Source organism: Devosia sp. (assembly GCF_034675085.1).
Classification (GTDB): Bacteria; Pseudomonadota; Alphaproteobacteria; order Rhizobiales; family Devosiaceae; genus Devosia.
Window position 1 is genome coordinate 1 of record NZ_JAUCDN010000373.1, and the last position, 2,956, is coordinate 2,956.

The 2,956-nt window shown below is 64.5% G+C and carries 2 protein-coding genes; both read right to left on the reverse strand.

Annotated elements, in window-relative coordinates; all coding sequences use genetic code 11:
- Window positions 1-1,238: phosphoribosylamine--glycine ligase (gene purD, locus VDP82_RS16450; RefSeq protein WP_323015910.1), on the reverse strand; the 1,238-nt coding region annotated here is incomplete at its 3' end.
- 282 nt (window positions 1,239-1,520) lie between these two features.
- Window positions 1,521-2,956: glutamate--cysteine ligase (locus VDP82_RS16455; protein ID WP_416347134.1), on the reverse strand; the 1,436-nt coding region annotated here is incomplete at its 5' end.

Consider the following 2,956-nt stretch of genomic DNA (forward strand, 5'->3'; position numbering starts at 1 on the left):
TCCCGGCGGCAGAAGCCCTCCGGCCAGTCAATGCTGTCCACGCCCGCGTAAGCACGGTCCTGCGCTTCCTTTACGCTCCCACCCAGCGCCGTGACATTGAGCACACGGCCGCCGGCAGCGATTAAACGCGCGCCGTCCCGCTTGGTTCCGGCGTGGAAGACCTGCAAATCCGCGCTGTCGAGCCCTTCGGCGCCGTGGATTTCCGAGCCCTTGCCATAGGCGCCCGGATAGCCTTTCGTCGCCAGGATGACGGTCAGCGCGAACTGGTCCGTCCATTGCGCCTCGTGCCCCGCCAGCGTTCCCGTCGCCGTGGCGTGCAGCAATTCCAGCAGGTCGCTTTCGAGCCGCATCATCATCACCTGGGTTTCGGGATCGCCGAAACGGGCATTATATTCCACCAGCTTAGGCCCATCGGCCGTCAGCATCAGCCCGGCATAGAGCACCCCCTGATAGGGCGTGCCGCGCGCCGCCATGCCGCTGACCGTGGGGCGGATGATTTTTTCTAAGGCTTGCTCATAGACGGCGCGGCTCATCACCGGGGCCGGAGAATAGGCGCCCATGCCGCCGGTATTGGGGCCGGTGTCGCCGTCGAAAGCGCGCTTGTGGTCCTGCGCCGTGGTCAGTGGCAGAATGGCTTCGCCATCGCAGAGCACGAACAGGCTCACCTCCTCGCCTTCCATGAAGTCCTCGATCACCACCGCCGCGCCCGCTGCCCCGAAGGCGCCCGAAAAACAGTCGATGATGGCCGCTTCCGCCTCTTCCACGCTCGTCGCCACGGTCACGCCCTTGCCCGCCGCCAGCCCGTCCGCCTTGATGACGATGGGCGCGCCCTGCGTATAGAGATAGGCCAGCGCCTCGGCCTCGCTCTCGAAGCGGCCATAGGCGGCGGTGGGAATGTCGAATTCGTCGCACAGCGCCTTGGTGAAGCTCTTGGAGCCCTCCAATTGCCCCGCCGCCTTGCTGGGGCAGAAACAGGCAAAGCCCGCCGCGCGGATATCGTCGCCCAGCCCGGCCACCACCTGCGCGTCCGGCCCCACCACCACGAAGTCGATATCATGCGTCCGGCACAGCGCGATCACCGCCTCGTGGTCGGTAATGTCCACATCGAGATTTTCCGCCAGCCCCGCCGTGCCGCCATTGCCCGGCGCCACGAACAGCGCGCTCAGCCTGGGCGACTGCGCGATCTTCCACGCCAGCGCATGTTCGCGCCCGCCCGACCCGACCACCAGAACCCGCATGAGCCGCCTCCTTTATGCTGGCCGCCTGATGCACCAGACCGCAGGGCAGGGCAAGGGCCCGCCCCACAAATCCCCGCGCGCCCCTGTTCATGGCATAATCATCGTGTCATTCCGGCGCCGGCCGGAATCCATGTCCGCATGCCGCCCCAAACCCCAATGCCAGGAAGACCTTACCGAAATTCACGCGTGAATTTCGGTTACCCTTTGCCGCCCGAACGGGACCAAGGGTGACGCTCGCTGCTAACAGTCCGTTAGCGCAAAGTCCGTGGCGGAGGCGAAATGCTACCTCTCGGCTTCGGCGAAGATGGGCCTCACGTCGCCATTCCATTCGCCGTGGAATTTCTCCAGCCAGCGTTCCGCCGGTGACTTGGCCAGGCGGATGGTTTCCTCCAGCGGCGCCAGGTAGATGCTCTCGTCCTTGCCCTCGGCGTTGCGCCGGTTGCGCCGCACCAGCCCGGCCTCGGCGATGCCAACCGCTTGTGCCGCCACGTCAAATAGCGTCGAGCGGTCATGCGGCGTATTGAGGCCCAGTCGCGGCACCTGGTTGCGCATCGCCTCGCGGTCGGCCTCGGTCCACGGCTCGATCAGCTCATAGGCCGCTTCCAGCGACACCTTGTCATAGAGCAGCCCGGTCCAGAACGCCGACAGCGCCGTCACCGATTGCTCGTCGCCCATGTCCACGCCGCGCATTTCCAGGAACTGCTTGAGCCGCACCTCGGGAAAAAGCGTGGAAAGATGGTCTTCCCAGTCCTTCAGCGTCGGCTTTTCGCCCGGCAATTGCGGCAATTCGCCCTTGAGGAAAGCCCGGAAACTCTCGCCCGCCACATTGACGTACTGCCCGTTGCGGATGACGAAATACATCGGCACATCAAGGGCATAGTCGGCATATTGCTCGAAGCCGAATCCCTCCTCGAAGGCGAAGGGCAGCATGCCGGTGCGCGCCGCGTCGGTGTTGAGCCAGATATGGCTGCGGAAGCTGAGATAGCCGCTGTCCTTGCCCTCGGAAAACGGCGAATTGGCAAACAGCGCCGTCGCCACCGGTTGCAGCGCCAGCGATACGCGCAGCTTCTTGACCATGTCCGCTTCGCTGGAAAAATCCAGGTTTGCCTGCACCGTGGCCGAGCGGAACATCATCGAGGTGCCCAGCGTGCCGACCCGCTCCATATAGGGCTTCATGATGCCGTAGCGCGATTTCGGCATGGAGTGGATCTGCTCCACCGGCCAAAGCGGGGTCACCCCTAAGCCGAGGAAATGAATGCCCAATTCCCCGCCGACCTTCCTGGCCACGCGCATATGCTCGGCCATTTCCGCCGCCGTGCCATGCATGTCCTGCTGCGGTTCGCCGGACAGTTCGAACTGCCCGCCCGGCTCCAGCGAAATGCCGCCCGCCACCGTGTCGTTGCGCAGCCCGATGGGGTTTTCGCCGTCATAAAACGGCGTCCAGCCGGTCTCGGCCTGCATGCCGTCCAGAAGCGCGCGAATGCCGTCCTTGCCGCCATAGGTCACGGGGCGCAAGGGGTTGGTGTGGAACACATGTTTTTCGTGTTCCGTGCCCACGCGCCATTCGCTTTCGGGTTTGGCGCCGCGCGCCATGGTCTCGATCAGATCGGCCCGCGAGTCGATCAGGGGCGAATGGAGGTCGGCGCCGGCCATGGCTTTTCCTTTGGGAGCAGGCTCGAAAGTGAGCGGAACATAAACGTGCCGAAGCCGAAAGCAAT